This is a genomic window from Streptomyces sp. WG5, from assembly GCF_049974565.1.
In the GTDB taxonomy this organism is placed as follows: Bacteria; Actinomycetota; Actinomycetes; order Streptomycetales; family Streptomycetaceae; genus Streptomyces.
The window spans coordinates 116,469-139,119 of the sequence record NZ_JBNGGC010000001.1 but is presented as its reverse complement, the minus strand read 5'-3'; the positions used below and the strand labels follow the sequence as shown (position 1 = coordinate 139,119).

Annotated in this window: 24 protein-coding genes and 1 tRNA gene; 9 read left to right on the top strand and 16 right to left on the bottom strand. The window is 70.4% G+C overall.

All coding sequences use genetic code 11. The features are described 5' to 3' along the window. Positions 1–45 precede the first annotated feature (45 nt). The 3 genes from bcp (at position 46) to ACP4IX_RS00555 (ending at position 2,041) form a co-directional block, all read left to right on the top strand. A complete protein-coding gene (bcp, locus tag ACP4IX_RS00565) occupies positions 46–513 on the top strand; it encodes a thioredoxin-dependent thiol peroxidase (RefSeq protein WP_426516732.1) in 468 nt (155 codons plus the stop codon). A gap of 133 nt (positions 514–646) precedes the next feature. Then, positions 647–1,291, top strand: a complete 645-nt coding sequence (locus ACP4IX_RS00560; RefSeq protein WP_426554409.1) for an HNH endonuclease signature motif containing protein — start codon at positions 647–649, stop codon at positions 1,289–1,291. A 676-nt stretch (positions 1,292–1,967) separates the two neighbouring features. Continuing rightward, a tRNA-Leu gene (locus tag ACP4IX_RS00555) sits at positions 1,968–2,041 on the top strand. Between the two features lie 48 nt (positions 2,042–2,089). On the opposite strand, the gene rdgB is transcribed toward ACP4IX_RS00555, so the two are convergent. The 4 genes from rdgB to ACP4IX_RS00535 all read right to left on the bottom strand — a co-directional run bounded on the left by rdgB (position 2,090) and on the right by ACP4IX_RS00535 (position 4,417). After that, positions 2,090–2,692, bottom strand: a complete 603-nt coding sequence (gene rdgB / locus ACP4IX_RS00550) for an RdgB/HAM1 family non-canonical purine NTP pyrophosphatase (protein ID WP_426554408.1) — start codon at positions 2,690–2,692, stop codon at positions 2,090–2,092. Positions 2,693–2,738: 46 nt separating this feature from the next. Beyond that, complete coding sequence (locus tag ACP4IX_RS00545) at positions 2,739–3,146, bottom strand: hypothetical protein (RefSeq protein WP_426516726.1); 408 nt, start codon at positions 3,144–3,146, stop codon at positions 2,739–2,741. A 197-nt stretch (positions 3,147–3,343) separates the two neighbouring features. Then, positions 3,344–4,084, bottom strand: a complete 741-nt coding sequence (gene rph / locus ACP4IX_RS00540; protein WP_426516724.1) for a ribonuclease PH — start codon at positions 4,082–4,084, stop codon at positions 3,344–3,346. A 99-nt stretch (positions 4,085–4,183) separates the two neighbouring features. Beyond that, positions 4,184–4,417 (bottom strand): glucose PTS transporter subunit EIIB, encoded by a 234-nt coding sequence (locus tag ACP4IX_RS00535; RefSeq protein WP_007388582.1) that lies wholly within the window; start codon positions 4,415–4,417, stop codon positions 4,184–4,186. A 207-nt stretch (positions 4,418–4,624) separates the two neighbouring features. On the opposite strand from ACP4IX_RS00535, the gene ACP4IX_RS00530 reads away from it, so the two are divergent. Both ACP4IX_RS00530 and ACP4IX_RS00525 read left to right on the top strand, forming a co-directional pair. Continuing rightward, positions 4,625–5,920, top strand: a complete 1,296-nt coding sequence (locus ACP4IX_RS00530; RefSeq protein ID WP_426554407.1) for a PTS transporter subunit EIIC — start codon at positions 4,625–4,627, stop codon at positions 5,918–5,920. Between the two features lie 252 nt (positions 5,921–6,172). Further along, the gene (locus ACP4IX_RS00525) at positions 6,173–7,423 is read left to right on the top strand and encodes a PTS transporter subunit EIIC (protein ID WP_426516719.1); all 1,251 of its coding nucleotides are present in this window, start codon (positions 6,173–6,175) and stop codon (positions 7,421–7,423) included. 124 nt (positions 7,424–7,547) lie between these two features. Here the strand turns inward: ACP4IX_RS00525 and ACP4IX_RS00520 are convergent, their stop codons facing one another. Continuing rightward, positions 7,548–8,300 carry an MBL fold metallo-hydrolase gene (locus tag ACP4IX_RS00520; RefSeq protein WP_426516717.1) on the bottom strand — a complete coding sequence of 251 codons (753 nt, stop codon included), beginning with the start codon at positions 8,298–8,300 and terminating at the stop codon, positions 7,548–7,550. A gap of 204 nt (positions 8,301–8,504) precedes the next feature. Between ACP4IX_RS00520 and ACP4IX_RS00515 the strand changes: the two genes are divergently transcribed. Then, positions 8,505–8,969, top strand: coding sequence for a type II toxin-antitoxin system PemK/MazF family toxin (locus tag ACP4IX_RS00515; RefSeq protein ID WP_426516715.1), 465 nt, complete (start codon positions 8,505–8,507; stop codon positions 8,967–8,969). 31 nt (positions 8,970–9,000) lie between these two features. Here ACP4IX_RS00515 and ACP4IX_RS00510 read toward each other — a convergent pair whose 3' ends face one another. The 7 genes from ACP4IX_RS00510 to clpS all read right to left on the bottom strand — a co-directional run bounded on the left by ACP4IX_RS00510 (position 9,001) and on the right by clpS (position 13,841). Continuing rightward, the gene (locus tag ACP4IX_RS00510) at positions 9,001–9,951 is read right to left on the bottom strand and encodes a PLP-dependent cysteine synthase family protein (protein ID WP_426516713.1); all 951 of its coding nucleotides are present in this window, start codon (positions 9,949–9,951) and stop codon (positions 9,001–9,003) included. Positions 9,952–9,956: 5 nt separating this feature from the next. Continuing rightward, the gene (locus ACP4IX_RS00505; RefSeq protein WP_073723595.1) at positions 9,957–10,235 is read right to left on the bottom strand and encodes a MoaD/ThiS family protein; all 279 of its coding nucleotides are present in this window, start codon (positions 10,233–10,235) and stop codon (positions 9,957–9,959) included. Between the two features lie 101 nt (positions 10,236–10,336). Then, positions 10,337–10,432, bottom strand: a complete 96-nt coding sequence (locus ACP4IX_RS00500; protein WP_313662420.1) for a putative leader peptide — start codon at positions 10,430–10,432, stop codon at positions 10,337–10,339. A 79-nt stretch (positions 10,433–10,511) separates the two neighbouring features. Next, positions 10,512–10,934 carry a Mov34/MPN/PAD-1 family protein gene (locus tag ACP4IX_RS00495; protein WP_426516710.1) on the bottom strand — a complete coding sequence of 141 codons (423 nt, stop codon included), beginning with the start codon at positions 10,932–10,934 and terminating at the stop codon, positions 10,512–10,514. A 144-nt stretch (positions 10,935–11,078) separates the two neighbouring features. Continuing rightward, positions 11,079–12,506 (bottom strand): amino acid permease, encoded by a 1,428-nt coding sequence (locus tag ACP4IX_RS00490; RefSeq protein ID WP_426516708.1) that lies wholly within the window; start codon positions 12,504–12,506, stop codon positions 11,079–11,081. Between the two features lie 367 nt (positions 12,507–12,873). Beyond that, the gene (locus ACP4IX_RS00485; protein WP_426516706.1) at positions 12,874–13,482 is read right to left on the bottom strand and encodes a DUF2017 domain-containing protein; all 609 of its coding nucleotides are present in this window, start codon (positions 13,480–13,482) and stop codon (positions 12,874–12,876) included. A gap of 41 nt (positions 13,483–13,523) precedes the next feature. Beyond that, positions 13,524–13,841 carry an ATP-dependent Clp protease adapter ClpS gene (clpS, locus tag ACP4IX_RS00480; RefSeq protein WP_073723603.1) on the bottom strand — a complete coding sequence of 106 codons (318 nt, stop codon included), beginning with the start codon at positions 13,839–13,841 and terminating at the stop codon, positions 13,524–13,526. 181 nt (positions 13,842–14,022) lie between these two features. Between clpS and ACP4IX_RS00475 the strand changes: the two genes are divergently transcribed. After that, positions 14,023–15,378, top strand: coding sequence for a nicotinate phosphoribosyltransferase (locus tag ACP4IX_RS00475; protein WP_426554406.1), 1,356 nt, complete (start codon positions 14,023–14,025; stop codon positions 15,376–15,378). 127 nt (positions 15,379–15,505) lie between these two features. Beyond that, a complete protein-coding gene (locus ACP4IX_RS00470) occupies positions 15,506–16,093 on the top strand; it encodes a nicotinamidase (RefSeq protein ID WP_426516702.1) in 588 nt (195 codons plus the stop codon). A 73-nt stretch (positions 16,094–16,166) separates the two neighbouring features. Here ACP4IX_RS00470 and ACP4IX_RS00465 read toward each other — a convergent pair whose 3' ends face one another. Together ACP4IX_RS00465 and ACP4IX_RS00460 are read right to left on the bottom strand one after the other, a co-directional pair. After that, positions 16,167–16,508, bottom strand: a complete 342-nt coding sequence (locus ACP4IX_RS00465) for a hypothetical protein (RefSeq protein ID WP_426516700.1) — start codon at positions 16,506–16,508, stop codon at positions 16,167–16,169. A gap of 133 nt (positions 16,509–16,641) precedes the next feature. Next, positions 16,642–18,993, bottom strand: coding sequence for an immune inhibitor A domain-containing protein (locus ACP4IX_RS00460; RefSeq protein WP_426516698.1), 2,352 nt, complete (start codon positions 18,991–18,993; stop codon positions 16,642–16,644). A 487-nt stretch (positions 18,994–19,480) separates the two neighbouring features. Here ACP4IX_RS00460 and ACP4IX_RS00455 point away from each other — a divergent pair, with 487 nt between their 5' ends. Beyond that, positions 19,481–19,765, top strand: a complete 285-nt coding sequence (locus ACP4IX_RS00455) for a hypothetical protein (RefSeq protein ID WP_426516696.1) — start codon at positions 19,481–19,483, stop codon at positions 19,763–19,765. 15 nt (positions 19,766–19,780) lie between these two features. Here ACP4IX_RS00455 and ACP4IX_RS00450 read toward each other — a convergent pair whose 3' ends face one another. Together ACP4IX_RS00450 and ACP4IX_RS00445 are read right to left on the bottom strand one after the other, a co-directional pair. Continuing rightward, a complete protein-coding gene (locus tag ACP4IX_RS00450; RefSeq protein WP_426516694.1) occupies positions 19,781–20,560 on the bottom strand; it encodes an RDD family protein in 780 nt (259 codons plus the stop codon). Positions 20,561–20,848: 288 nt separating this feature from the next. Further along, a complete protein-coding gene (locus ACP4IX_RS00445; protein WP_426516692.1) occupies positions 20,849–22,588 on the bottom strand; it encodes an RDD family protein in 1,740 nt (579 codons plus the stop codon). Positions 22,589–22,651: the final 63 nt, after the last annotated feature.

Here is a 22,651-nt window from a genome sequence, read left to right as displayed (position 1 = left end):
TACTGGCGCCGCCGCACTGTCAGGACCCCCGGTTACGCTGGATCGATGAGCGAGCGACTCCAGCCCGGGGACCCGGCCCCCGCCTTCACCCTCCCGGACGCCGACGGCAACGAGGTGTCCCTGTCCGACCACAAGGGCCGCAAGGTCATCGTCTACTTCTACCCTGCCGCGCTCACCCCCGGCTGCACGAAGCAGGCGTGCGACTTCACGGACAACCTGGAGCTGCTGGCCGGCGCCGGGTACGACGTCATCGGCATCTCCCCCGACACGCCGGAGAAGCTGGCCAGGTTCCGCGAGGCCGAGTCCCTGAAGGTCACCCTCCTCGCCGACCCGGACAAGAAGGTCCTCGACGCGTACGCGGCCTTCGGCGAGAAGAAGAACTACGGCAAGACGTACATGGGCGTCATCCGCTCCACGTTCGTGGTGGACGAGGAGGGCAAGATCGAACACGCCCTGTACAACGTCCGCGCGACGGGCCACGTGGCCAAGATCATCAAGGACCTGGGCATCTGAGTTCCCTTTCGGAAGGGCCCGTACCGGAGCTTTCCGGTACGGGCCCTTCCGGATTCCGTGCGTGACTGTCCGATAACCGGTTCGTTACTCCGTACGAGGCTGCGAACGGGCGGCCGGGGACGGAGGGGAATCGATGGGGGCAAGTGCGTACAGCCGGGAGCGGCTGGAAGAGGCGGCTCGGGGGGCGCGGACGTTGTCGGAGGCGTTGGTGCGGTTGGGGGTGGATCCGAAGAGCTCGACACGGCGGTATGTCCTGGCGCGGATGAAGAGGCTTGAGGTCGACACCTCCCACTTCCAGCGTGAGGGAGTGAAGTGGACCCGGGAGGTCCTCCAGGAGGCAGTCACTGCTTCGACGAACATGTGCGAGGTACTCCGACATCTCGGGCTAGAAGTGGTCGGTGGGCACCACACGCACATCAGCCGACGCATCAAGGCCTACGACATCGACATCTCGCACTTCCAGATGCCGACCCGGAAGGGGAAGCCCTGGCGCCCTCGGACGCCTGAAGGCTTGCTCGTCGAGCAGTCGCCCGCCAAAGCGAGGCGTATCCCCAGCGATCGACTCAAGTGGGCGATGGCGGCCGTGGGCGCACCCGAGCGGTGCGCACTTTGCGGTAACCACGGCATCTGGCACGGACGTCCGATCCCCTTGGAGGTCGACCATGTCGACGGCGACTGGCGCAACAACCGCGTCGAGAACCTTCGACTCCTGTGCCCGAACTGCCACTCGATCACGGACACGTACCGAGGACGTGGCAAGGGGCGTGCAAGCCGATGAGCAGTGGCGTGCGATACACGCGTGATCGACTTACAGAGGCAGCCGAGCAGTGCTCCGACCTCGATGAAGTGATCGTCTTCTTCGGCGCCCAGCCGTCCGGCAATCTGCGGAGGTACCTCGCGAAGAGGTTCACCCACTACGGAATCGACATGTCACATCTCGCCCCTGCCGGTAGCCGGGTCCGGCCTTCTGCTGAGGATCTACGCGCCGCAGTCGCCGAATGCGTATCGATCGCTGGTGTGCTCCGTCGACTAGGACGTCCCGACAGCGGTGCGCAACGCGCCCTCTTGCGTCGATGGCTCGCTGACGACCGTCTCTCGACAGCGCACTTCCTGGGGCAGGCTCACCGGCGGGGCAAGCCCAGCACGGCCACACCGCTCAGACAGCCTGATGACATCTTGGTCAAGCACGTTGGCGCACGCCGGACGAAGACCGCGTTGCTGCGCCGGGCGCTCTGCGCAGTCGGCGTACCCAACAGCTGCAACAAGTGCGGTACAGGCCCCGAGTGGCTCGGCCAGCCCATGACGCTGGAAGTGGACCACGTCAATGGGGACTGGAGCGACGATCGACAGGAAAACCTGCGGTTACTGTGCCCCAACTGTCACGCCGTCACTGCCACCTGGTGCCGAGGCGGCCGACGGCGGCATACTGCGCCCAGTAAAGTAGGCCCGGTCGGGCGCCCGTACGCCAACTGGCCGAGCGGCAATCTTTAGGTGGTTGTGTTTGTCGGTTCGAATCCGACCGGGCGCACAGGGTCCTGTACCTATGAATCTTAGGTACAGGGCCCTCACTCTTGAGTCAGCCCAAAAGCTCCCGCACCACCGGCACCAGTGCCCGGAACGCCTCCCCCCGGTGGCTGATCGCGTTCTTCTCCTCCGCGCTCAGTTCCGCGCACGTGCGGGTCTCGCCCTCCGGCTGGAGGATCGGGTCGTAGCCGAAGCCGCCCGTGCCGGCGGGGGTGTGGCGCAGGGTGCCTCGGAGTTGGCCCTCGACGACCCGTTCCGTGCCGTCGGGCAGGGCCAGGGCCGCCGCGCAGGCGAAGTGGGCGGCCCGGTGTTCGTCGGCGATGTCGCCGAGCTGGGCGAGGAGGAGGTCGAGGTTGGCCTTGTCGTCGCCGTGGCGGCCGGCCCAGCGGGCGGAGAAGATGCCGGGGGCGCCGTTCAGGACGTCGACGCAGAGGCCGGAGTCGTCGGCGACGGCGGGCAGGCCGGTGGCCCGGGCGAGGGCGTGGGCCTTGAGGAGGGCGTTTTCGGCGAAGGTGACGCCGGTCTCCTTGACGTCGGGGATCTCCGGGTAGGCGTCCGCGCCGACGAGGTCGTGGGGCAGGCCCGCGTCGGCGAGGATGGCCCTCAGTTCGGTGATCTTTCCGGCGTTGCGGGTGGCGAGGATGAGGCGGGTCATGGGGTCCAGTATTCCGGACCCCTGAGTCCGTCCCGCGCGGCCGTCCCTACGGCGTGCAGACCTTCGTCAGTTCGCCGGCCGCGTCGGTGACGGGGCTGAGGTCGGGGGTGTTGTCGCCGTTCTCGACCGAGGTGCGGACGTTGCCGACGGCTTCGCCGAGGTCGTCGACGGCCTTGCTGACGTCGGCGTTGTCGGTCTGGTCGCCGATCTTGTCGAGGTTCTTGTCTATGGAGTTGAGGGATTCCTCGAGCTGCGTCGGGTCGTTGGACGCGTTCTCCACGGCCTGCTGGAGCGCGGTGACGCTGTCGGCGATGGCGTCGGCGGTCTGGACGCAGTCGAGGGCCTTGTCGACGGCGTCGCATCCGGTGGTGAGGCCGGTCGTCAGGGCGAGGGCCGCCACGGCTGCGGCGGTGACGGTGATGCGGCGAAGGCGTCGGTGGCGGCTCGCGGCCATGGGTCTCGGTCCCCCCTTGGGACAGGGCCGGGTGGCCCGTGTGCGGTCGGTGCGGCGTCGGGCGTACGGCGGGTGCGTCCGGCCGTACGCCCGTAGAACTGCTGTACTGCTGTGCTGCTGTATTCCTAGTGACGCGGTGGCGGGCGGCGGAGTTGCGTGTCCGGGCCGCCTTTCTTGATGCGCCCTTGGGGTGCTCTTTACTTTTCGAGGACCGTGCCGAGGGCCTTGCGCTGGAGTTCGGCCAGTTCCGTGCAGCCGGCGGCGGCGAGGTCGAGGAGGGCGTTGAGTTCGTCGCGGTCGAAGGGTGCGGCCTCGGCGGTGCCCTGGACCTCGACGAAGCGGCCGTCGCCGGTGCAGACGACGTTCATGTCGGTGTCCGCGCGGACGTCTTCCTCGTAGGGGAGGTCGAGCATCGGGGTGCCGTCGACGATGCCCACGGAGACGGCGGAGACGGTGCCGGTGAGCGGCTTGCGGCTGGGCCTGATGAGCTTCTTGGTGGTCTGGGCCCAGGTGATGGCGTCGGCGAGGGCGACGTAGGCGCCGGTGATGGCGGCGGTGCGGGTGCCGCCGTCGGCCTGGAGGACGTCGCAGTCGAGGACGATGGTGTTCTCGCCGAGGGCCTTGTAGTCGATGACGGCGCGCAGGGAGCGGCCGATGAGGCGGCTGATCTCGTGGGTGCGGCCGCCGATGCGGCCCTTGACGGACTCGCGGTCGCCGCGGGTGTTGGTGGCGCGGGGGAGCATGGCGTATTCGGCGGTGACCCAGCCTTCGCCGCTGCCCTTGCGCCAGCGGGGGACGCCTTCGGTGACGGAGGCGTTGCAGAGGACTCTGGTGTCGCCGAAGGAGACGAGGACGGAGCCTTCGGCGTGCTTGCTCCAGCCGCGTTCGATGGTGACGGGGCGGAGCTGCTGGGGGGTGCGGCCGTCGATGCGTGACATGCGGCTGAGCCTAGCGGGGCATGCGGAGGGGCCCTTCCCGTGGTGTGTGGTGGGAGGGGCCCCTGGGGCGCTTCTCGGCGCCCGGTGCGCCGGCGGCGCTTACATCATGTCTTCGATTTCCGCGGCGATCGGGTCGGCGTCGGTGCCGATGACGACCTGGATGGCGGTGCCCATCTTGACGACGCCGTGGGCGCCTGCGGCCTTCAGGGCGGCTTCGTTGACCAGGTCGGGGTCGTTGACCTCGGTGCGGAGGCGGGTGATGCAGCCTTCGATCTCGTCGATGTTGTCGATGCCGCCGAGGCCGGCGACGATCTTCTCAGCCTTGCTGGCCATGTTCTTTCTCCCTGATCCGAGCCGCTTTGTCGCAGTAACCCACAGTTGGCCCCTCTACGCGAGCGGTCATGCGGTGTGTACCGAATGATGGCGTCACGACAGCGGAACCGTCGTCAACTGGTCTACACCACCCGACCGACGGCCGCCAAACCGCCTCCCGCCGTGGGGGACCGCGAGGCGGCCGGACGGAGACCGGAGGGAGACCGGATGAGTGCCGACAGCGCGGTCAGCCCTGTTCGTGCCCGTTGGAACAAGGGGTTCCAGGGCCTGCAGAAGATGGGCCGCAGTCTTCAGCTGCCCATCGCGGTCCTGCCCGCGGCCGGCATCCTCAACCGGCTGGGGCAGCCGGATGTCTTCGGGGACGAGGGGCTGGGCTGGTCGAACGTCTCGAAGGTGATGACGGGCGCGGGTGGTGCGCTGCTGGACGGGTCGTTGGGGCTGCCGCTGCTGTTCTGTGTGGGTGTGGCCATCGGGATGGCGAAGAAGGCCGACGGTTCGACGGCGCTGGCGGCGGTGGCGGGGTTCCTCGTCTACGTCAACGTGCTGCGGCAGTTTCCGGAGGACTGCCCGGAGGGTTCGGAGGCGGTGGCGCAGGTCGGGTGCCGGCCGACGGACGGGTCGGGGGCGGTGACGGCGTTCACGTTCCAGAATCCGGGGGTGTTCGGCGGCATCGTGATGGGGCTGCTGACGGCGTACTTCTGGCAGCGGTTCCACCGGACGAGGCTGGTGGACTGGCTCGGGTTCTTCAACGGGCGCCGGCTGGTGCCGATCATCATGGCGTTCGTGGCGATCCTGTTCGCGGCGCTGTGCCTGTGGGTGTGGCCGCCGATCGGTGACACGCTGGAGGGTTTCAGCGACTGGATGACCGGGATCGGCGCGTGGGGCGCGGGTGTGTTCGGGCTGGCGAACCGGGCGTTGCTGGTGATCGGGCTGCACCAGTTCCTGAACGTGCCGATGTGGTTCCAGTTCGGCAGTTACACGAAGCCGGACGGCACGGTGGTGCACGGGGACATCAACATGTTCCTGGCGGGCGATCCGGACGCGGGTCAGTTCACCTCGGGTTTCTTCCCGATCATGATGTTCGCGCTGCCCGCGGCGGCGTTGGCGATCACGCACTGCGCGAAGCCGCATCGGCGCAAGGAGGTCGGCGGTCTGATGCTGTCGCTGGCGCTGACGTCGTTCGTGACGGGGATCACGGAGCCGTTGGAGTACTCGTTCCTGTTCATCGCTCCGGTGCTGTACGCGGTGCACGCGGTGCTGACGGGTGTGTCGATGGCGGTGACGTGGGGGCTGGGCGTGAAGGACGGGTTCAGTTTCTCGGCGGGGCTGATCGACTACGTCATCAACTGGAACCTGGCGACCCGGCCGTGGCTGATCATTCCGATCGGTCTGTGTTTCGCGGTGGTGTACTACGTGGTCTTCCGGTTCGCGATCACGAAGTTCGACCTGCGGACTCCGGGGCGGGAGCCGGAGGAGGAGGTGGAGGACGTCACGAAGGTGTAGACCTCACGTACCCTCACGTACCCTTTGCGCGTGGTCTTGCGAAGGCCCTCGGACCGTTCGGTCCGGGGGCCTTCGGCGCGCCCTTGCACGGGCGGGTGCGGGCGCGTACGCGCGCGGGCGCGTGCGCGGTGCTGATCGGGTACGGGGTGTAGTGCCTCGGTCGCGGAATCGCGGGTTCCTTACGCGGCCTTCATCGTGCTACAACAGGTCTACACCACTGAGTGGTGTAGACCACCACCCGATGGAGGAAGTATGAGCACCGCCACCGACAAGGCGGCCCCCGCAAAGAAGCGGGGATCTGGTCTTTTCCAGGGTCTGCAGAAGATCGGCCGCAGCCTGCAGCTCCCCATCGCCGTGCTGCCGGCGGCGGGCATCATGGTACGGCTCGGCCAGGACGACATCTTCGGCAAGGACGGTCTGGGCTGGGACCGGGTCGCCGCCGTCTTCAACAACGCGGGCGGTGCGCTGACCGGCTCGCTGCCGATCCTGTTCTGCATAGGCGTGGCCATCGGCTTCGCCAAGAAGGCGGACGGGTCGACCGCGCTGGCCGCGGTGGTCGGCTTCCTCGTCTACAGCAAGGTGCTGGAGGCCTTCCCGGTCACCGAGGCGGTGGTCCAGAAGGGTGAGGACGTCGCGGCGACGTACAACGACCCGGGTGTGCTGGGCGGCATCATCATGGGTCTGCTCGCCGCCGTCCTGTGGCAGCGGTTCCACCGCACCAAGCTGGTGGACTGGCTCGGCTTCTTCAACGGCCGCCGGCTGGTGCCGATCATCATGGCCTTCGTCGGCATCGTGGTCGGTGTCTTCTTCGGTCTGGTCTGGGAGCCCATCGGTACCGGTATCTCCAACTTCGGCGAGTGGATGACCGGTCTCGGCGCGGGTGGCGCGGCCCTGTTCGGCGGCGTGAACCGTGCGCTGATCCCGGTCGGCATGCACCAGTTCGTCAACACCGTGGCCTGGTTCCAGCTCGGCGACTTCACGAACGCCGCCGGTGAGGTCGTGCACGGCGACATCACCCGCTTCCTGGCCGGTGACCCGTCCGCCGGCATCTTCCAGTCGGGCTTCTTCCCGATCATGATGTTCGGTCTGCCGGCCGCCGCGATCGCCATCGCGCACTGCGCCCGCCCGGAGCGCCGCAAGGCCGTGATGGGCATGATGGTCTCCCTGGCCGCGACCTCGTTCGTCACCGGTGTGACCGAGCCGATCGAGTTCTCGTTCATGTTCATCGCGCCGGTCCTGTACGTGCTGCACGCGGTGCTCACCGCCATCTCCATGGCGATCACCTGGGGTCTGGGTGTGCACGCCGGCTTCAACTTCTCGGCGGGTGCCATCGACTACGCCCTGAACTGGCATCTGGCGACCAAGCCCTGGCTGATCATCCCGATCGGTCTGGTGTTCGCGGTGATCTACTACGCGACGTTCCGCTTCGCGATCGTCAAGTTCAACCTGAAGACCCCGGGCCGCGAGCCCGAGGAGGAGATCGAGGACCTCACGAAGGCGTGAGTGACCGCCGCAACGCGTGACGCGGGCCCCGGAACCGGGAAGGTTCCGGGGCCCGTTTCCTGCGCGTGTACGGCCTGGGTACGGCCCGCGCCCTGTCCCGGACCCCGCTGCCCGGATCCCGTGCCTAGATCTCGTACACCGCGCCCGGCGCGGCGACCTCCACCGCCCCGTCGTAGACCTCGCGCGCGTCGGCGAGGTTGACCTGGGGGTCGGTCCACGGGGGGATGTGGGTGAGGACGAGGCGTCGGGCGCCGGCGCGGGCGGCGCTCTCGCCCGCCTGGCGGCCGTTGAGGTGCAGGTCGGGGATGTCTTCCTTGCCGTGGGTGAAGGCGGCCTCGCACAGGAACAGGTCCGTGTCGCGGGCGAGTTCGTCGAGTGTGGCGGTGACGCCCGTGTCGCCGGAGTAGGTCAGGGACCTGCCGCCGTGCTCGACGCGGAGGGCGTAGGCCTCGACGGGGTGGGCGACGCGTTCGGCGTGCAGCGTGAAGGGCCCGACCTCGAAGGTGGACGGCTTGACCGTGTGGAAGTCGAAGACCTCGCTCATGGAGGAGGCGGAGGGGGTGTCGGCGTAGGCGGTGGTGAGCCGGTGTTCGGTGCCCTCGGGTCCGTAGACGGGGAGGGGGTCGCAGCGGCCGCCGTCGTGCCGGTAGTAGCGCGCCACGAAGTAGGCGCACATGTCGATGCAGTGGTCGGCGTGCAGGTGGCTGAGGAAGATCGCGTCGAGGTCGTAGAGACCGCAGTGGCGCTGCAGCTCGCCGAGGGCGCCGTTGCCCATGTCGAGGAGCAGCCGGAAGCCGTCGGCCTCGACGAGGTAGCTCGAGCAGGCCGATTCCGCGGACGGGAACGACCCCGAGCAGCCGACGACGGTGAGCTTCATGAAGCAGAAACCTCCGCTGGCGCGTGTGGAGAGACGGGGGTCGTGCGGTTTGTCGAGCGTAAGGCGCAAAACCTGCGGTCGCTCCTCCGCCAGGGGCCGTTGTGGGCGAACTCACCTGTGGTGTCACCGGTTCGGCTGGACGCGGGGCGCGCGGGAGACCACTGGGGGCGCGCGGGGGCGGTGTGCGCCGGTACGGTCGTCGGTATGGACACGTCCTGGTGGCTCGCTCTCGCGGCGGTGGTGCTGCTCGCGCTCGTCGCCGCGGTCGTCGACGGCTGGGGGCGCGGGCGTCGGCCGCCCCGGCCGGGCGGCAGCCGGCGTCCGCCGGGGCGGCCCGCGGGGCCGAGGGGGCGGGCGGCGCGGCCGCGGCCGGCGGAGATCTGGTGGGCGAACGTGCCGTACGAGGACCGTGACGGTGCGAAGGACCGGCCGTGTCTGGTGCTTTCGGTGCGCGGGCGGCGGGTGCTGGTCGCGAAGATCACCAGCCGGTACCGGGACGAGCGGGCCGGGGTGGTCACGTTGCCGCCGGGCTCGGTCGGGGACGCGCGGGGGCGGACGAGCTTCCTGGAGACCGACGAGTTGCGGGAGGTCCCCGTGGGGGACTTCCGGCGCCGGGTGGGTGTGGTGGACCCGGCCCTGTGGGACCAGGTCCGTCACCTCGCGTCGTAGGGAACGTCGTAGGGAATCCCGGCGAGCCCCGTCAGGCCCAGAGCTGGCCCTGGAGGGTGTCGATGGCTTCCTCGGTGGTGGCTGCCGTGTAGACGCCGGTGGAGAGGTACTTCCAGCCGCCGTCGGCGACGACGAACACGATGTCCGCGCTCTCGCCGGCCTTCACCGCCTTGTTGCCGACGCCGATCGCGGCGTGCAGGGCGGCGCCGGTGGAGACGCCCGCGAAGATGCCCTCCTGCTGGAGGAGCTCCCGGGTACGGGTGACCGCGTCGGCGGAGCCGACCGAGAAGCGGGTGGTGAGCACGGAGGCGTCGTACAGCTCGGGTACGAAGCCCTCGTCGAGGTTGCGCAGGCCGTAGACCAGGTCGTCGTAGCGCGGTTCGGCGGCGACGATCTTCACGTCCGGCTTGTTCTCGCGCAGGTAGCGGCCGACGCCCATGAGGGTGCCGGTGGTGCCGAGGCCGGCCACGAAGTGGGTGACGGAGGGCAGGTCGGCGAGGATCTCGGGGCCGGTGCCGGCGTAGTGGGCGCCGGCGTTGTCGGGGTTGCCGTACTGGTAGAGCATGACCCAGTCCGGGTGCTCGGCGGAGAGCTCCTTGGCGACCCGTACGGCGGTGTTGGAGCCGCCCGCGGCCGGGGAGGAGATGATCTCCGCGCCCCACATGGCGAGCAGGTCGCGGCGCTCCTGGGAGGTGTTCTCGGGCATCACGCAGACGATGCGGTAGCCCTTGAGCCTGGCGGCCATGGCGAGCGAGATGCCGGTGTTGCCGCTGGTCGGCTCCAGGATCGTGCAGCCGGGGGTGAGGCGGCCGTCCTTCTCGGCCTGTTCGATCATGTGGAGCGCGGGGCGGTCCTTGACCGAGCCGGTGGGGTTGCGGTCCTCCAGCTTGGCCCAGATGCGGACGTCGTCGGACGGCGAGAGCCGCGGCAGGCGCACCAGAGGGGTGTTGCCCACCGCGGCCAGCGGGGAGTCGTACCGCATCCCGATCAGGCCATACCGCCGGCGACGGCCGGCAGGATCGTGATGCTGTCGCCGTCGGACAGCTTGGTGTCGATGCCGTCGAGGAAGCGGACGTCCTCGTCGTTCAGGTAGACGTTGACGAAGCGGCGCAGCTGCTCCCCGTCCACGATGCGGGCCTGGATGCCCGTGTGCCGGGTCTCGAGGTCGGCGAAGAGCTGGGCGAGGGTGTCCCCGGTGCCCTCCACCGCCTTCTGGCCGTCGGTGTACTGGCGGAGGATGGTCGGGATGCGGACCTCGATGGCCATGGCTGAGGGCTCCTGTCGGAAGGTGTCGTGGGTTCGGTGGGGCGCGCGGCGGCGCGCGGCAGCCCGCCGCGGGGCTCACGGCCGTACGGCGGCAGCGAGGATCAACAGATGGCGCTGTTCAGCCTGCACAGGTCGACGTGCAGGCGCGCCACGAGCAGCGTGCCCGGCGCCTGTTCGCTCACGTCGAGAAGAACCATGGGCTCATCGTATCGATTCCCGGACCGGCTTCCGGAGTGTGATCTCACGTGATGGACTCCTTCCGTCCGCCATGCGGTATCAGTAGGCGTCCACGACCTTGACCTCCTCCTCCGTCACCTCTCCGTCCAGGATCCGGAAGGACCGGAACTGGAATTCGCCGACGCCGTCGGTGTCCGCCGTGGAGACCAGGACGTAGTGCGCGCCGGGCTCGTTCGCGTAGGTGATGTCGGTGCGGGAGGGGTGCGCCTCGGTGGCGGTGTGGGAGTGGTAGATGACCACCGGCTCCTCGTCGCGGTCGTCCATCTCCCGGTAGAGCTTGAGCAGGTCCTGCGAGTCGAACTCGTAGAAGGTCGGCGAGCGGGCGGCGTTGAGCATCGGGATGAACCGCTCGGGGCGGCCCTCGCCCACGGGACCGGCCACCACGCCGCACGCCTCGTCGGGGTGGTCCTCGCGCGCGTGGGCGACGATCTGGTCGTACAGGGCCTGTGTGATGGTCAGCATGCGGCCAGCATAAGCAGAAGGACCGGTCCGTACCGGTGGGTGGTACGGACCGGTCCATATGCCGGACGCCCTGAGCGGTGGCCGTCGGGGACACCGCGCGCGTTCCCGGTGGCCGGACGTCCTGGGTGCGCGTGAACGCGCTGGTCAGCCGATCTTCTCGAGCTCCGGCTCGCCGGGCCGGTCGGTGATCTCCGGGTTGCGGGCCTTGAGCACCGCCCAGCCGATGCCGAGGGCGGCGGCCCAGCCGGCCATCACGTACAGGCAGACGCGGGCGTCGGCGTCGTAGGCGATGAGGCAGGTGACGAAGAGGAGGAAGGCGATGGCGACGTAGGAGCAGACCGAGCCGCCGGGCGCCGGGAAGGAGGAGGCGGGCAGGCGGCCCGCGACGACCTTGCGGCGGTACAGGACGTGGCTGATCAGGATCATCAGCCAGGTCCAGATGCCGGCGGCGGTGGCGACGGAGGTGACGTAGCCGAAGGCCTTCTCGGGGACGACGTAGTTCAGGACGACGCCGATGCCCATGAAGACCACCGAGACGCCGATGCCGATGGCCGGGGTCTTGGTGGACGACAGCCGGTTGAAGACCTTGGGGGCCTCGCCGTTGTCCGCGAGGGTGCGCAGCATGCGGCCGGTGGAGTACATGCCGGAGTTGCAGGACGACAGGGCGGCGGTGAGGACGACGAAGTTGACGATGCCGGCGCCGGCCGGGATGCCGATGACGGTGAAGGCCTCCACGAAGGGGCTGACGCCCTCGGCGAACTCGGTCCACTTCACCACGGCCAGGATGACGGTGAGGGCGCCGACGTAGAAGAGGGCGATGCGCCAGGGCAGGGTGTTGATCGCCTTGGGGAGGGTCTTCTCGGGGTTCTCCGACTCGCCGGCGGTGACGCCGACCAGCTCGACGGCGAGGTAGGCGAACATGACGCCCTGCAGGGTCATCAGGGACGAGCCGATGCCCTTGGGGAAGAAGCCGTCGAACTCCCACAGGTTGGAGACGGCCGCGGTGTCACCGGCCTGGCTGAAGCCGAGGGTGAGCACGCCGACGCCGATCACGATCATGCCGATGATGGCGGTGACCTTGACCATCGAGAACCAGAACTCGATCTCGCCGAAGAGCTTCACCGAGATCAGGTTGGCGACGAAGAGGAGGACCAGGAAGACGAGGGCGGACACCCATTGCGGGATGTCGGGGAACCAGTAGTGGATGTAGATGGCGGCGGCGGTGAGTTCCGCCATGCCGGTGACCACCCACATCAGCCAGTACGTCCAGCCGGTGAAGTACCCGAAGAAGGGGCCGAGGAACTCCCGCGAGTACTCGGCGAAGGAGCCGGAGACGGGGCGGTAGAGCAGGAGCTCGCCGAGGGCCCGCATGATGAAGAAGATGATCACGCCCGCGAGGGCGTACATGAGGATGATGCTGGGGCCGGCCTTGGCGATGTTGGCCCCGGCGCCCAGGAAGAGGCCGACGCCGATGGCGCCGCCGATCGCGATCATCTGGACCTGGCGGCTGTTGAGTCCGCGCTCGTAGCCCTCTTCGGGGGCCTTCTCCGTGTCGACCTGCGCAGAGGTCATGTGTGGTGCGCCTTTCTCCATGCCGACCCGGGCCTCGACTCGGCCTCGGATCGGGTCTCGATCCCCCCGGATGATGGAGCTGAGCGGGCCTCACGTCCCGCTCGGTGCCTGGCCGGCGGTCCGCCGGCTCGGTGGCGCACCCGGCCGAACATTCGGGTGGTGTTCGCCGGGCGGTCGTGAAGATTTACCACGACGGCGCCATTGATCACAGGGCGGAACTGTGACGTGCCACACAGACAGAAGCGGACAAAGGGCGCCCCTGCGGCGCAAAAAAGGGCGCCGGTTTGACGCGATCGTTATCCGGATTTGGAACTCCGCTGACCGGTGTCGTCCCCGCGTGCGCGAAACGCGGACGTGCCGGACCGGTTCAGGGCATCAGGGTCGCGACGAGCGTCTCCTGGAGTCCACCGAGCCACAGGTAGGCCATCACCATCGGCTTGCGGGGGTCCTCGTCCGGGAGCCGGTAGAGCAGGTCGGTGTCGTGCTCGTCGGCGATCTCCAGCCGGGAGCCGATCGCGAGGCGCAGGTCGTTCAGTGCGCTCAGCCACTGCCGGGACTCCTCGGCCGACAGCTTCAGCACCGCCCCGTCCTCGCCCGCGGCCGCCGAGGAGAGGGCGTCCAGGGTGCGGATCACCGCGAGCGCGTTCTCCCGCTTGCCGGCCCGCAGGTCGTTCTCGGTGTAGCGGCGGAACTCGGCGGAGTGCGCCCGCTGCTCCTCGGCCTCCCTGGCCTGCGGGGTGCCCTCGGGGTCGCCGTAGGCGTCCGGGAACAGGCGCCGCAGCACCGGGTCGGAGGGCGGCTCGCTCGGGCCCTCGGCGAAGAGCTCGGCGAGCGGGTCGTCGGAGGCGTCCTCGGCGGGGCCGGGGCCGATCAGCTCCAGGAGCTGCACGGCCAGGGAGCGGATGATGGAGATCTCGACGTCGTCGAGGGCGACGGCCGCGCCGCCGCCGGGGAGCGGTTCGAACTGTCCTGGCATGGAGGTGATTCAGCTACTTCCGTCCTGCGGGCGGGCGTGGGTCATTTCCGGTCCTGCTGGAGGGTGGCCCACAGGCCGTAGCCGTGCATGGCCTGCACATCCCGTTCCATCTCCTCGCGCGAGCCACTGGAGACGACCGCCCGGCCCTTGTGATGGACGTCCATCATGAGCTTGGTGGCCTTGTCCTTCGAGTAGCCGAAGTACGACTGGAAGACGTACGTCACGTAGCTCATGAGGTTCACGGGATCGTTGTGGACGATCGTCACCCAGGGCACGTCGGGCTCGGGTACGGCGAAGACCTCCTCCGCCGACTCGGTCTTCTCGATCTCCATGGGTGCGGCTGCCGTCACATGGCCCATGCTGCCACCACAGGGGGGCACTCGCACAAACGGGCCTGTGGTCCACGCCACGGAACCACAAATCGTCAGACTGACGAAATGGGGGTAGCATCCCTGCCGAGCCGCACATCCCGGGGGACCACCCCCCGGGCCCCCGGGACCACCCCGGGGGTGCCCGGCGCGTCATACCTAGGAGAGTTCGGTGGACATAGCGGACCTTGGGCTGCCGGTGAACGTTCCCTCGACGGCGCTCTTCACGGACCAGTACGAGCTGACCATGCTCCGAGCCGCCCTGCGGGCGGGTACGGCCGAGCGGCGGAGCGTCTTCGAGGTCTTCACCCGCCGGCTGCCCGACGGGCGCCGTTACGGCGTCGTGGCGGGCACCGGGCGGGTGCTGGACGCGGTGGAGAACTTCCGCTTCGACGCGGGCGTCCTGCGCTTCCTGCGCGAGCGGGGCATCGTCGACGGGGAGACCCTGGACTGGCTCGCCGAGTACCGCTTCAGCGGCGACATCTGGGGCTACCCCGAGGGCGAGGTGTACTTCCCGGGCTCGCCGATCATGCGGGTCGAGGGGACCTTCGGCGAGTGCGTGCTGCTGGAGACGGTGATCCTCTCCATCCTCAACCACGACTCGGCGATCGCCGCCGCCGCCTCCCGGATGGCCTCGGCCGCCGGGGACCGGCCGCTGATCGAGATGGGCGCCCGCCGCACCCACGAGCTGGCCGCGGTGGCCGCCGCCCGCGCCGCCTACGTCGGCGGCTTCGCGACCACCTCCGACCTGGCCGCCGGCTTCCGCTACAACATCCCCACCGTCGGCACCTCCGCCCACGCCTTCACCCTGCTCCACGACAACGAGCGCGACGCCTTCCGGGCCCAGGTGGCCGCGCTCGGCCGGGACACCACGCTGCTGGTGGACACCTACGACGTCGCCGAGGCCGTCCGCACGGCCGTGGAGACCGCCGGGCCCGAGCTGGGCGCCGTGCGCATCGACTCCGGCGACCTGCTGCTGGTCGCCCACCGGGTGCGGCAGCAGCTGGACGAGCTCGGCGCGACGGACACGAAGATCGTGGTGACCTCGGACCTGGACGAGTACGCCATCGCCTCGCTGGCGGCGGCGCCGGTGGACGCGTACGGCGTCGGCACCCAGCTGGTGACCGGGTCCGGGCACCCGACGGCCTCGATGGTCTACAAGCTGGTCGCCCGCGCCGAGTCCGGCGGTTCCACCGGCGAGGGGGCGCCGCTGGTACCGGTGGCGAAGAAGTCCAGCGGCGGCAAGACCTCGGTCGGCGGACGCAAGTGGGCCGCCCGGCGGCTGGACGCCCACGGCTACGCCGAGGCCGAGGTGGTCGGCACCGGGCCGGTGCCCGCCGGCCTCGCCGACCGGCAGCTCCTCGTCGAGCTGGTCAAGGGCGGTGAGGTCGTGGCCCGCGAGCCGCTGGACGCCGCCCGGGACCGGCACGCGGCCGCCCGCGCCAACCTCCCGCTGTCCGCCACCCAGCTCTCCCGAGGGGAACCCGTCATTCCGACGGAGTACCTGCACGAGGGCTCGGGTAGCTAAAGCTGGTGCCCCTCGATACGGGGGCGCGCCCCTCTGTCCCCCGGACCCCGACATCTCCTCCGTTCCCCCACATTCCTCCACACGACCTCTCCCCCCGCCCCATCGCCCCAGTCGAAGGACACCGACCATGCGCCGCGCCTTGATCGTCGTAGACGTGCAGAACGACTTCTGCGAGGGAGGCAGCCTCGCGGTGTCCGGCGGTGCCGACGTGGCCGCCGCCATCACCGAGCTGATCGGGCAGGCGCCCGCCGGCTACCGCCACGTCGTGGCCACCCGCGACCACCACATCGCACCGGGCGGCCACTTCGCCGACCACCCCGACTACGTCCACTCCTGGCCGGCGCACTGCGTCGCCGGCACGGAAGGCGTCGGCTTCCACCCGAACTTCGCCCCCGCCGTCGCCTCCGGCGCGATAGACGCCGTCTTCGACAAGGGGGCGTACGCGGCGGCCTACAGCGGCTTCGAGGGCACCGACGAGAACGGCACGTCCCTCGGCGACTGGCTGCGGACCCGGCAGATCGACGAGGTCGACGTCGTGGGCATCGCCACCGACCACTGCGTACGGGCCACCGCCCTGGACGCCGCGCGGGAGGGCTTCCGTACGCAGGTGCTGCTCGACCTGACCGCCGGGGTGTCCGCGGAGACCACCGAACGGGCGCTGGAGGAGCTGCGGGAGGCGGGAGTGGAGCTGTCCGGGAAGCCGGTCGTCCAGTAGCGGCCGCCGCCGGGCGCCCGCCGCCGCGCGTGCGCTGCCCCGGCGCCCGCCCCGCGCTCCGGGGCGGTTCGCCTCACGTCTGCGCCGTCGGGCGTCTGATCAGGGCCCGGATGGGGTGCCACAGCTCCTGCACCAGGTCCGGGCCGCCCAAGGCGCCGGCCACCGGCGCCGTGCGCCATATGAGGCCGTCCGGATGGTGCAGGACCGCCGTGATCTCGTCCGGGGTCGGCGGTGCGGCGTTGCCCCGCAGATAGACCGCGCGCAGGCCCAGGTTGCGCAGCCTGGTCAGGGCGCGCGCCCGGTTGTGCGCGTGGACGAGGACGCGCACGCTGCCCTCGGGGGCCGCGGGGCTGGGCAGGTTCAGTGCCACCACCACCGTGCCGTTCGGCAGCTTGCAGAAGCCTCCTGCGGCCATGCGGTCATACCCCCGTGTCAGCCGGTGTCGGTGCGGGTGTCGATAAGAGAACCACAGGACGCACCTAAACACGGATCGGCGGCGACCCGCCAGGGGTCACCGCCGATCATGCCTTGACCTGGGCAGATGCTGTTTACCTGCCCGCAGGACCGACCTCGAGCTCGATCGTCGAGCCGTTCTTGGCCTCCTTGAGGATCTTGATCTTCGTGTTGGTGTCAGTGATCTTGACGCCGCCGGCCGGGTTCGACTCGTCGTAGTAGTCGTCGGTGCGGTCGTTGAAGACCGGCACTCCCTTGGAGCCGGGGATCCAGGTCGCCACGTCGCCCTTGTGCAGGGTCATGCCGTCCGTGCGGTAGCGGCTGAACGGCGCGTCGTACGTCTGGACGCGGTTGCGCATCAGCGTGCCGTCGGAGTACTTCAGCGCGGTCGGGTGCGAGTCGACCGGGAGGAGCAGGCCGGTGCCGGGGTGCTGGCTGGTGTTGTTGTCCGCCTGGGAGGTGTCCCACTTCCAGATCAGCAGGCCGTTCTGGTACGCGTAGTGCTCCACCCAGTTCGGGCGCGACGTGAAGCCGAAGTTGTACGGGCCGGTCTTCAGCGTCTTGTCGTACGACACGTACTGCCGGTTCTCGGCGATGTAGTACTGCGCGTAGTCCTTGGTGAAGGACGCGCCGACGCGGGTGAAGCCGTCGGCCGTCCAGGCGGCGTCCGCGCTCTCGGCGTTGTCGGAGAAGAGCGTCTCGCCGTCGGCCGTCACCGTGATCGCGTCGGCCGCGAAGCCCTTCTGGGCCACGCCGCCGTCGGTCTGGTAGCGGAAGCGCAGGTCGATCTTCTTGCCGGCGTACGCGTCCAGCGGGTAGGCGAGCTTGCCGTAGGCCTCGACGGTGGCGCTCAGGGCCGGCTTGTCGCTGCCGTCGCGCTCGATCGGGCGGCCGTCGAAGGTGCCGTCCAGGGCGGTCCAGTTGGCACCGCCGTCGGTGGACACCTCGGCGTAGAGGTAGTCGTAGTTGGCCTCGATGTCGTACCAGCCGTCGAGGGTGAGGGAGGCCGACGTCCTTCCGGTCAGGTCGACACCGCGGGCGAGCGTGTTCTTCAGGTTGTCACCGCTGCCGCTCCACCACTGGGTCTCGCCCTCGGCGGGCGGGACGATCTCGGTGGTGACCGCCTTCTTCGGCAGCTCGACGACCAGCGCCTGCTTGTGCTTGGTGTTGTACTCGGCGACGCCCAGCTTGTGCCAGGAGTTGACGCCCGCCTTGGCGGTGTCGTAGTTCAGCCAGCCCAGCTGGAGCTTGTCCCAGGCGGTCATGTCGCCGGGCAGGTCGCCGATCTCGTTGCGTCCGGTGCCCAGCCACGAGCCGGACGACATCAGCGTCCAGAAGCCGGTGGAGTTGTCGCCGCCGGCCGTGTCGTAGTGGTCCGGCAGGCCGAGGTCGTGGCCGTACTCGTGGGCGTAGACGCCGAGTCCGCCGTTCTCCGGCTGGATGGTGTAGTCGCCGACCCAGACGCCGGTGGAGCCGATCTGCGCGCCGCCGAGCCGGTTCTGGTCCGGGCCGGTGGCGCCGGCGTCGGTGCCGAAGGCGTACCAGCGGTGGGCCCAGATCGCGTCGGTGCCCTGGGCGCCGCCGCCCGCGGACTCGTCCTCGCCGGCGTGCACGATCTGGAAGTGGTCGATGTAGCCGTCGGGCTCGTTGAAGTCGCCGTCGCCGTCGAAGTCGTAGCGGTCCCACTCGTCGAACCGGGCGACGTCCGCCTTGATCTGGGCGTCGGTGCGGCCGGCCGCCTTCTGCTGCTCGACCCAGGCGGTCAGGCCGTCGCTGACGACGTTCCACACGCTCGGGCAGTTGGTGTCGCCGCAGTCGTTGTTGCCGTAGCGGGCCTCGTTGTAGGGGACCTTGACCCAGTCGGAGACCTCGCCCTCGACCGAGTAGCGGCCGGAGGACTGCTTCTCGTAGTACGTCTTGACCGAGTTGACGCCCTTGCCGGAACCGAAGTACAGGTCCTGGAAGTGCTGCTGGTCGTAGTCGGCCTTCCAGGCCGTGGAGTTGTCCGTCGTGCGGTCCGGCTTGGCTATCCGATTGTGCAGCGGGCCCGGGTCGCCGCCGTAGCGGCTGTCCACCTTGTCGCCGAACTCGACCAGGATGGTGAAGATCTTGTCGGTCTTCTCCCGACCCAGCTCGACGTACTTGGCGTCGCCCTTCTTGCCCTTGAGCTGGACGACGTTGGAGCCGTCCTTCTTCTTCACCGAGGCCTTGCCGGATATGACCTGGTTCAGCGCCTCCTCGCGCTGGGCCTCCTGAGTGTCGCTCATGGGGCCCTTGAGGTCATGGGAGTGCATGCCCTTCGCGGGATGCGGGTCGTGGCGGTCCACGGCTTCCGGCCGGGCGGGCGAGTCCGCCTGCGCCACGCCGGCCGCGGAGAGCGTGGCGGTGGCCGCGGCGAGTGCGACGGTGGTCGCCGCCGTTCTGAACGTCCAGGATCTGCTGGTCACTTGAGTTCCTCCCCCGCGTGCACGCGCGCGGATGGGGGGACAAGGACAGGGCAGGTCCGCGCACACGTGATCAACGCGTGTAGTCAAGTGACGACATTTGACTAGAGGTTCACCGGAAAAGACAGACCTTGACTTGCGCAGGACAAGTGCACTATGCGGAGTCGGCGTTCGCTTTGCGGACACCGGCCCGTGACCGTCGTGCCCCGTCGTGGCCCGTCGTGGCCCGTCGTGGCCCGTCGCGGCGCCTCGGGCCGTCGGCGTGGCCGTCGTGGCGTCCCCCGACGGGCGCGCGGGACCGTCCACTTCCCGGACGCCATGAATCCGTGCGCCCCCTGTGCATCGGCCCTGTCGGTTAGGTCACGCTTACTGCCGGTTCCACTCGGGCACACAGCGGGTTAGAGTCGCTTGGCGGAACGCCCGGGAGCCGGCGGAATGCCAGGCCGACGGCCCGTCTCACCCCAGATTGTCTTCCGAGGACACGATGGCCATGCCCCGTCCGACTGCCTCACAGTTCGCCTACGGTTCGTGCACGGTGATCATCTCGACGCTCGCCATGCTGCTGCTGTCACAGACGAGTTCGGGTCCCGGAATCGCCGTCGTCGCCGTCGCGGCGCTGGCCCTCGGGCTGTTGGTCGCCATGGCGGTGGCCCGGCCCGGGACGCGGAGGGCGACCACCGTGCCGGCGAACAGGCCGACCGCGGCCCGGGAACCGGTGCCGGCGGCCCGGGTCTCCGCGGGCGCGGGCGAGCCGGCCCGAGGCCGCGCCGCCTGACACCTTCCCGGGACCTCAACGGGCACTGACCACCACCGTCTTGGCGGCCTTGTCGTGCAGGCCCTGCTTGTAGGGCCGGTCGAAGAAGCTCCAGCCACCGGTGATGACCGTCCAGACACAGGCGCAGCAGAAGGCGAACGGAATCCACAGCACCAGGGAGCGGATCAGTGACGTCTGCACCGAGGGCGTCGCGCCGTCGTCCAGGTTGGCCACCCGCAGGCCGAGCCACTTCTTGCCGAGGGTCTGACCCGTCCTGGCGGTCATGTACGTGTCGTAGGCGATGTAGAGCACCGCGGCGATCAGGGACTGCCAGAAGGAGTTGCCGACCGAGATGTCCTCGCCGTCCACCTGGTACTCCTGGACGTTGAAGGCCCAGCTGAGCAACCAGACCACGATGCCCACGAGGATCATGTCGATGATCCGGGCGAGTGTGCGCTTCCCGCTGTCGGCGAGCGGTGCCATGCCGGCCAGCGGATCGGTGGGGTAGGAACCGCCACCGTACGGATCACCGCCGTAGGGGCCGCCGCCACCGGGAGGGGGAGCACCGTAGGGTCCACCGCCGCCAGGAGGCGGAGCACCGTAGGGGCCGCCGCCCCCGGGAGGCGGGGGCGCGCTGCCGCCGTACGGCGGGGGCTGGCCGGCGCCGCCGTGCGGGGGCGGGTTGTCGTACGGCGAGCCCGTCCCGCCCCCGCCGGGGCCGGGACCGGGGTCCGGCCCGGGGGACGGGGGACGCTTCCTGAACGGGTCGTCTTCCGGCGGCTGCCCGCCGGAGCCGGGGGGCGGTTCGCTGCTCATGGCCCGAGTCGACCGCGAACCCCCAGGCCGCGCACGCGGCGAGCCGCCGTCCGGAGTACGGGCGCCTCCGGCGGTGGCGCCGGGATGCGCGGCGGCACGAGCGGCGTGACACGAGACGCGGGCCGCAGGCGGCGCGCGTCTGCGGCTGTGGCGCGTCGGGGCGGGCGGCCGGGGGGTGCTCGCGGCGGGGACCGCGCTGCCGCGCCGGCGGAGCGGCGGAGGTGGGCGCCGCGTGGCCGGCGGGTGCGCTTCGCGGCCGAGGCCGGGGGCGACGCGTGGGCCCCCGGGTCAGCCGGCGACGAAGGTGCGGGCCGCCTTGTCGTGCCAGCACTGGTGCCACGGGCGGTCGAACAGACACCAGGCGACGCCGACCACACCGACGGCCAGGAGGCCGGGGACGCTGTAGACCAGCCAGCGGCGCAGGGCCGCGCCGAAGGACGGGGGCTCGTGGGCCTCGATGTCCCGTACCTCCAGGCCGAGCAGCTTCTTGCCCAGGGTCCGGCCCCACTTGGCGGTGGGCAGCGCCTCGTAGACGACGCCGAAGAGCAGCAGGACGGCGAGCACGATGCCCAGGTACAGGGACGTCGTGCCGTCGAGCAGCCACACCGTGACGGTCTCGCCGGAGAGCTTCGCCTCGTCGATCTTGTCGTTGACGTGGTCGAGCCCCTTGATACCGAGGGGTACGGCGGCCGCCGCGGTGACGCACGCGAGGACGACGGTGTCGATCAGCCGGGCGGTCAGACGCTTGCCGAGCCCGGCGGGGCGGGCCGCGGCCTGGCGCCGGGCGGCAGCCTGGAACACGTCCTCGACCGGCGGTTTCCAGGGCGCGACGGGCTGCTCGTCACCGCCGGCGCCCGCGAGCCGGTGCACCTGCTGCGCCCAGGAGGCCTGCCCTCCACCGGGTCCGGACGCGACCGGGGCGGAGGCGGCGGGCTGCTGCTGGGGCGAGGCGTCCGGCTGCGGCACGGCGGCGGCCTGGTGCGGGAGGGCCGTGCCGCCCTGGCCGGTCGGGCCGGTGAGGCCGGTGAGGCCTGTGGGGCCGGTCGGGCCGGTGGGGCCTCCCGTCTGCTGCGGGCCGGAGAGGGCCGTGGGGGTGGCGGCCGCCGGGGGCTGCGCAGCGGCGGCTCGGCCGGCGGCGGCCTTCCCGGCACCGAAGCCGGGGCCGGAACCGCGGCCGGAGCCGGAGCCAGGGCCGGAGCCAGGGCCGGGGCCGGGGCCGCCCGCGGCGTCGGCGCGCGGGGGGAACGCGCGGAAGGTCATCGTGCCCTCGTCGGCGGCGCCGTCAGGGGCTCCCTGGCCCCCTGCCGTCGGGCGCCGGAAGACGAAGGTACTGCCCGACCCGGCCTCCTCCGCCCCGCCGGCGGACGCGGCCCCCGCCGAGGCGTCCGCCCGCGCGGCACGGGCGTCCTCGCCCCGCGCGGGCCGGCCCTCGGCGGATCCGGCGCCGGCGGGCCGGTCACCGCCCGCGGAACCCGCGGCGCCGCTCGGCGCCTGCGCACCGGTACCGGAACCGTTGCCGGCGCCGGCGGGCCGCCCCCCGGCGGCCTGCCCGTCCCGAGCGCCGTCGGCGGTCCTCGCACCGGGGATGCCGCCCGCGGCGGCAGGACCGGCCTCGGCCGCCGCTCCCCCGGCCGTTCCCGCGCCCCGGGCGTGCGGGACCCTGGGGTCCGTGCCCTGGGCGGGGTCCGGCCAGGCGACGCGCTGGTGCGGGTCACCGGCGAAGCCGGACTGGTGGGAGCGGTCGGCGCCCCAGGCCGTCGCGGGTTCCGGGCGGCTGCCGTGCGGGGACGCGGCGGCGGGCGGGTCCCCGACCGGGTCCTCGTCGAAGAAGTGCGGGCCGGTCTCCTCGACGGAGGGCCGCACGCCGGGCGGAGGCGCGAGCGGCTCGCCGTCCTTGGGGGCGGGCCGGCTCGTGCCCGGCACCCAGGAGGCGCCGTTCCAGTACCGGACGTATCCAGGAATGGACGGGTCCGGGTAATACCCTTCGCGGGGCCTGTCGTCGCCGGGGGCCGGGGTTGGGGCGCTCATGTCCGTCGTCCCGTATCTGCTCGGGGGTTGGTAGGGGGGCTCAACATCTATCAGACGGGCGCA